Source organism: Pseudomonas sp., assembly GCF_036404235.1.
Lineage (GTDB): Bacteria > Pseudomonadota > Gammaproteobacteria > Pseudomonadales > Pseudomonadaceae > Aquipseudomonas.
In genome coordinates, this window is sequence record NZ_DASWOT010000137.1 from 32,933 (window position 1) to 39,009 (window position 6,077).

The 6,077-nt window shown below is 59.5% G+C and carries 7 protein-coding genes and 2 pseudogenes; 2 read left to right on the forward strand and 7 right to left on the reverse strand.

What is annotated here, in order from left to right; genetic code table 11:
* Nucleotides 1-18 precede the first annotated feature (18 nt).
* Together VGC62_RS17455 and VGC62_RS17460 are read right to left on the reverse strand one after the other, a co-directional pair.
* A complete protein-coding gene (locus VGC62_RS17455; protein WP_331188330.1) occupies nt 19-1,353 on the reverse strand; it encodes an FAD-binding oxidoreductase in 1,335 nt (444 codons plus the stop codon).
* Nucleotides 1,353-2,051, reverse strand: coding sequence for an SDR family NAD(P)-dependent oxidoreductase (locus tag VGC62_RS17460; protein WP_331188331.1), 699 nt, complete (start codon nt 2,049-2,051; stop codon nt 1,353-1,355). The genes VGC62_RS17455 and VGC62_RS17460 overlap by 1 nt, the downstream gene beginning before the upstream one ends.
* Before the next feature lie 214 nt (nt 2,052-2,265).
* On the opposite strand from VGC62_RS17460, the gene VGC62_RS17465 reads away from it, so the two are divergent.
* Nucleotides 2,266-3,084 carry an IclR family transcriptional regulator gene (locus tag VGC62_RS17465; protein WP_331188332.1) on the forward strand — a complete coding sequence of 273 codons (819 nt, stop codon included), beginning with the start codon at nt 2,266-2,268 and terminating at the stop codon, nt 3,082-3,084.
* An 11-nt stretch (nt 3,085-3,095) separates the two neighbouring features.
* On the opposite strand, the gene VGC62_RS17470 is transcribed toward VGC62_RS17465, so the two are convergent.
* Complete coding sequence (locus VGC62_RS17470; RefSeq protein WP_331188333.1) at nt 3,096-4,397, reverse strand: FAD-binding oxidoreductase; 1,302 nt, start codon at nt 4,395-4,397, stop codon at nt 3,096-3,098.
* 225 nt (nt 4,398-4,622) lie between these two features.
* Here VGC62_RS17470 and VGC62_RS17475 point away from each other — a divergent pair.
* Nucleotides 4,623-4,721, forward strand: a pseudogene (locus VGC62_RS17475) (LysR family transcriptional regulator); the annotation flags it as partial.
* Between the two features lie 103 nt (nt 4,722-4,824).
* Here the strand turns inward: VGC62_RS17475 and VGC62_RS17480 are convergent.
* The 4 genes and pseudogenes from VGC62_RS17480 to VGC62_RS17490 all read right to left on the reverse strand — a co-directional run.
* On the reverse strand, nt 4,825-5,007 hold the full coding sequence (locus VGC62_RS17480; RefSeq protein WP_331188334.1) for a hypothetical protein: 183 nt from the start codon (nt 5,005-5,007) through the stop codon (nt 4,825-4,827).
* Nucleotides 5,008-5,041: 34 nt separating this feature from the next.
* A pseudogene (locus VGC62_RS27770) lies at nt 5,042-5,267 on the reverse strand (hypothetical protein); the annotation flags it as partial.
* Nucleotides 5,268-5,472: 205 nt separating this feature from the next.
* Nucleotides 5,473-5,565: a DUF2790 domain-containing protein gene (locus VGC62_RS17485; protein WP_331188335.1), complete on the reverse strand. Its 93-nt coding sequence runs from the start codon at nt 5,563-5,565 to the stop codon at nt 5,473-5,475.
* Nucleotides 5,566-5,581: 16 nt separating this feature from the next.
* Nucleotides 5,582-6,077 (reverse strand): integrase core domain-containing protein (locus tag VGC62_RS17490; protein ID WP_331188336.1); only part of this gene is annotated, 496 nt, incomplete at its 5' end.

Sequence of the window (6,077 nt, forward strand, 5' to 3'; positions counted from 1 at the left end):
GAAAGCGGTGTTTGCCCTTCAAAATCCTGAAATGAGCTCAGGTGTCGAGCCATCGCTAAAGCGCGACAGGCTGAACGCCTTGATGTCTACGATGGGCGTCTCGCCAGTAACCAGGTTGGCCATCAAGCGCCCCGCCGCCGGACCGATGCCGAAGCCATGACCGGAAAAACCAGTAGCGATGAAGAACCCTGGTATGGCGTCTACCGGCGAAATAACCGGCACCGCATCGGGTGTGACATCGATCATCCCGCCCCAACGCTGGGCGATACGCACGTCGCTGAACACCGGGAAAGCCTTGGTCAGGCTCTCCAGGGCCCGGTTCGATTGCCGGATCGAGGGAACCGGATCGAGTACCCGGCGATATTCGAAAGGACTCGCCTCGTCCAGAGCCCAGCGTCGCGGCAACACGGCTTCCTGGAAGAAACGTTGCCCCAGTCGCAAGGACAGCGAGGCGTGTTCTTGCTTGAACGCAGGCCAGAATTGCCGTGCATGGCGAAACGAATCCGGCACGATGTCGGCGATATTTTCATGTCCGGAGGCAACGGTGTAGCCCCCATCCTGACGCTTGCGTACAGCAAAATCAGTGGTCCAGATCGCTGATTGCGGCCCGCCCTCCATGGGCGTGGTACGGATCACCGAATTAAGCACCTTCAGTTGCGGCAAATGCACACTCAGCGGGGAGCAGAACAGGCTGGACCAGGCACCGCCCGCCAGTACCACCGAAGAGCAGGCAATCGGCCCACGCTCGGTAATGACACCACTGACACGACCCGCTGAGCGTTCAATACCCCGCACCGCGCATTCCGTCAGGATGAACGCGCCCCTGGCCCTAGCCGCTTCGGCAATGGCCGATGCAACCTGTTGCGGCTCGGCGCGACCGTCGTCCGGCGTGTACAGCGCGCCCTTGACCCGCAACCGATTAACGTCGGGCAACAGACTGCCCAACTCGGCACCGGACACCATTCGCGCACCGACGGGGTAATCGTTGAGATTGCGCTTCCAGCGTTCGTGCTCTTCATAGCTTTTGTCGTCTGCGCAGGTAAATAGAATACCGGAGCGGGTGTAGCCGACATCCTTGCCAATCCGGGCGGCCAGACCGTCCCACAGTGGCAAGGCATGGGCCATCAAGGGCAGCTCGCGAGGGTCGCGCCGAGAGATTCGCACCCAGCCCCAGTTGCGACTCGACTGTTCGTGACCGATACCGCCCTTTTCACACAGCGCTACTTTGAGGCCGCGCTCGGCCAATTCCAACGCTGTGGATGCACCAATGATTCCACCGCCGATCACAACGACATCGACGCGATCAGGTAGCTGTTCGTCACCCTGCACGGGTACTACGCGAGGTCCGGGCATCAGTAGCTGTCATCCAATTGGCAATTGATATTCAACTCAGCGACGCTCGCTTCGTTGGGCAGGTTCAGCAGGGTGCTGATCAACAGGGCAAGGTCGCCTGGGTCAGTCATTTGCGAGTCGTCACGGGTAGTCAAGCTGCGGGCCATGTCGGTGGCCACGAATCCGGGGCAAATCGCCGTGGCGCGAATGCCCAGGTCCCAACCGCTGTGGCGCAGCCCGTGAGCCAGGCCCAACGCGGCGAACTTGCTGACCGAATACAGGCTTGAGGCGGCTGATTTCACCCGTTTACCCGACAGCGACGCCATGATAATCACCCGTCCTCTGCCGCTGACGCTCAAGGCATTCCATGCAGCGGCAGCCAGACGACGCGGCGCCTTGACGTTGACCTCCAGCAGCGCATCCATGTCGGCCTCGTCGGCTTCGACCACGGTCTTGCGAATCATCAGGCCCGCATTGGCGACCACCGCATCGATACGCCCAAAACGCTCAAGCGCAGCGCTTACCCAGCGCGCTTCGGCAGAGGTGTCGGTTGCATCGTACGCCACGACCTGGACCGTTTCGGCCTCGTGCCAAGCGGCCGCCTTTGGCGTGCGCATACCCAGTGACACGCACCAGCCATTCTCGGCCAGTTGTCTGGCAATGGCTTCGCCTATGCCGCGATTGGCGCCGGAGATCAGAGCGACTCGTTGTGGTTGCATGGGGCTCTCCTTCAAATCAGTGACCGGTGCAGCCGATTGGGTGCGCCACAAAAAGGTGGGTCAGACACAAGGCTGACCTCGCCGGTGAAGTGTTCAAGGCCTGAATATTGCACAGCAACTCACTACCAGAGCTGGCGACCATTGCTTCGTGCATTGCCCCTCAGCCCAGGCTGAGCATGGGCCAGAAATCGCCTTTTTCCAGGGAGATGCAAACGTGCCCCAAACCGAATCAATGCCACCGCGCCCGCAGCGTTGCAGCACCCAAGGGACGCAAATGCTGGACCGTTCGTTTGAAATCCTTCAGGCCATCGCAGCACGCGGTGAGGCTGGAGCCAGCATCGAGATGCTGAGCGCCGAAACCCAATTGAGCCGGGCCACACTGTACCGCCTGCTCAAAGCCATGAAGTCGTACGGATTCGTGCGCCTGCCGCGTCTTCGTGGCCACTATTTTCTGGGCTACGAGTTGCTGACCCTCGGTGCCCAAGCGGGCAATACCGGCGGCTTGCGAGAACTGGCGAGGCCGGCGTTGATGCGACTTTCGGAGGCCTTTCAAGACAGTTTTTTCCTGTTTGTACAGGACGGGTACTACGCGCTGTGTCTGGAAATCCAGGAGGGCTGCAATCCCACCAAAAGCTTTGCACACTGCGTAGGCGCCCGCGTGTTGAGCGGCGTTGGGCAAGGCTCGCTGGCATTGCTCAGTCATATGCCGACCGCCAAGCGCAACGAGATTCTCAACCACAATGCCCCACGGCTGTTGCGCGAATACGGCATCGCTGCCGATGCGGTCCGTGAAGCGGTCACGCAAGTTCGTCATCAGGGTTACACCTGCGGCCTGACCGACAAGATTCTTCCGTTTTACACCGGCGTTGCGGTCCCTATTCGCGATATCGATGGCGCCGCCATGGGCGCCTTGAGCAGCGCTCTGCTGACCTCGCGCCTGACCCAGGCTTACCAACAGCGTTTGGTCGAGACCATGCGCCGCGAAGCCGAGGTCATCGCCGAGCGCTTGAGCACGATACTTGAACGCGCCTGAGGCCCAAGGATTCATCGGGCGAATCTGGCGAAACGAAACGGCGTTGGACTTACCAGCGGTTGGTCTCCGGTGATCATGTCCGCCATCAAATGCCCGGCACCAGGCCCAATACCAAAGCCATGGCCGGAAAACCCGGTGGCCAGATAAAAGCCGGGGATCGAGTCGACCTCATCCATCACCGGGATGATGTCAGGCGTTACGTCGATTAATCCGGCCCAACGCTGCTCGATCCTGGCGTTGCCAAACACCGGGAATTGCGCGGTCAGCATCGCCAACGCCTGATCGAGAAACGCATCGACAGGTTTGGGGTCATAAATGCGCTGCGTCTCGAACGGCGTCAGTTGATCGTTGGTCCAGTGGCCAGCAGTGTTAAGTTCCTGCCAGCTCTGCCCCGTGACACGCAAGCGGTATTCCTGATGGTGCGCTCTAACCATTGGCAGAAAGTCCGGCAAATAGCGAAAGCTGTCAGGCACCAGCGGCGCGATATTGGCGTTGCGCATTGCGATGGTATAGCCACCATCGGCGCGTTTTCTGAACGATACTTTTTCGGTCGCCACGGCGCACTCAGGGCCACCCGACAACGGTCCCGTGCGCATCACTGAGCCAAGTACCCGCAATTGCGGCAGCCGAATCCCAAGATTGCGACAGAACAGGCTCGACCAGGCGCCTGCAGCCAGAACCACCGTCTTGCATTTGATTTCGCCCAATTCGGTGATCACCGAACTGACCCCGCCCGCCTCGGTTTCGAGGCCACGGGCGGCGCAGCGCGTAAAAAATCTTGCGCCCAGCGCACGCGCGCCTTCGGCGATGGCGGCAGTGGCGATATCAGGCTCGGCGCGGCCATCGGTTGCCGTGTATAGAGCGCCCTTCCAAGAGTTGGGCATCCTGGACTGCAAGTGGGTTTCAATCTGCGCGGCGTCGAGCAACCGTGCGTCGATTCCCAAGGATTTGGCCTGCTCCAGCCAAGCGACCTGGTCCGCAATTTCCCGCTCGGACTCACAAGCGTAGAGAATCCCGGAGCGGGTGAAACCGGTGTCGTGCCTGAGCCGAGTTGCCCACTCATCCCACAGCTTCAGACTGGCAATCGCCAACGGGATTTCCGCAACGTCACGGCCCATGGTGCGCACCCAACCCCAGTTGCGGGAGGATTGTTCGTGGGCAATACCACTCTTTTCCACCAACACCACCGAGACACCGCGCTCAGCCAGAAAATAGGCAGTACACACCCCGACTATTCCGCCACCGATGATCACCACGTCAGCGCTTTCGGGCAATGGATGATCGCTGTCGACTTGCGAGATATGCGGATACATGGGCGTTCCTGCGGCTGTCGTTGCTCAAGGTTTACCCCGTAAGGTAAGACAGCAGCAAGCATTGGCACGACGAACCGGGCCATGCTCTCACATGGTGAGATCAAGCCAGTGAATCAACCCGCCCACGCCAGTCGCTAACGACTGGCGGAACAGGATAATTCCTTCAACGCAACCAACGACGCGAATAAGGCGCCCTGACCAGGACTGTTGGCAATGCGCAGTCGTCCTGATCTGCACTTGTACTACCCGAGCCGTCGACATGTCCCGGCACCGTTGAGGGCGTTCATTGATTTCGCGCGCTCGGCTCACCCGCTGAATATGTGACCTTGCTTGGCGTTCGCGTAGATGAACTGAGCCATCACGCCATTTCGTCGTAGAAGGCCATAGCCGCTCCTCAAGTCAAGAAACAGCTCTGGCTGATGCCTCTTTACCCTACATGGTGCTCTCTAAGTTTGAGCATTGCATCGGCGTACTCAGCCGCATTCTTGGTAAGAGCATCGGCACTAATACTCTCTTCACCGCTCGCCAATCGCCCAGTGATATAGGCGCTCGCATATTGATCCCATGCCTTGCGATACTCGGTCTGCCTTTCTCTGTCTTCACTGCTCATCGCTTACGCTCCTCTGAAGTGAAGTTGCAAGCTATCACCATGCGCGGACCACGAATAGCCCGGGTTTCAGCAGGCAGTCAGCAAACTGCGTGGCGCTCGGGCGATCCGGTGCAACTGATAACAATCGAGTACCTCTGCTCAGGATGACCGCGTATTCGCACGTCACTGCGCCTCGACACGATCCAGAATCACAAGCCTTTGCGCTGATCGATCGGGTCAATATCATCAGCGCGAATCTCAACGGCCAATGCCATATGCCCTACTCGATCCGAACTGAATGGGCTTATGAGCCCCACGGAATTACCAGACAGCCGACCTCGCTAAAAACAAGAAACCCCGCACGTGGCGGGGTCGGCTTGCATCAGGGATACAGGGGCTGTGCAATTGCACCGGGCTCGTCCTCCGGCTTGCTCCATGGGCGCCTGAACAAAACCCGCCATGAGCAGGTTTCGTTGGTGCTCAGTTTTAACTATCAGCGCAACCGTTACCCATGACGTTGTACTGCATGATGTGTTCCTGGCCTTGATGGTCAAGGTAGGTCATCTGGACAGGGGCCACACCACTGGACTTGCCCCTACAAAACCGGACACCAACTCCCCGTCAAATTGATGCTGCTGCCAAGCGCCTTGAACTCCCTCGGTGAGCGATAGTTCAAGGCGCTGTGCGGATGCTGCTCGTTGTAATGCTCGAAGGCAATTGTCAGGTTGCGCAGCGCCGTTTCTCGATCCGGCTTGGGCATGTGCGCCACGTAATCACGCTTGATCGTCTTCACGAAGCTCTCGGCCATACCGTTGCTCTGCGGGCTGCGCACTGGGGTGGTCACCGGTTGCAAGCCGATCTGCCGAGCAAACAGGCGTGTCTGTTCGGCGGTGTACGCCGAGCCGTTGTCGCTTAGCCATTGAACCGGCGTTGCAGGCAGTTGATCACCGAAGCGTTTCTCTACGCTCTCCAGCATCAAGTCGCGGATGTCATCGCCGCTGTACCCGGTCGGACTCGCGACCCAGCCGATGGCTTCGCGGTCACAGCAATCCAGGGCGAAGGTCACGCTCAGTTTGGCGCCGTCCTCACAG

Coding starts and splice junctions, on each gene's coding strand:
- VGC62_RS17455 (WP_331188330.1), bottom strand. CDS start 1,353: ATGCCCGGACCTCGCGTAGTACCCGTGCAGGGTGACGAACAGCTACCT.
- VGC62_RS17480 (WP_331188334.1), bottom strand. CDS start 5,007: ATGAGCAGTGAAGACAGAGAAAGGCAGACCGAGTATCGCAAGGCATGG.
- VGC62_RS17470 (WP_331188333.1), bottom strand. CDS start 4,397: ATGTATCCGCATATCTCGCAAGTCGACAGCGATCATCCATTGCCCGAA.
- VGC62_RS17460 (WP_331188331.1), bottom strand. CDS start 2,051: ATGCAACCACAACGAGTCGCTCTGATCTCCGGCGCCAATCGCGGCATA.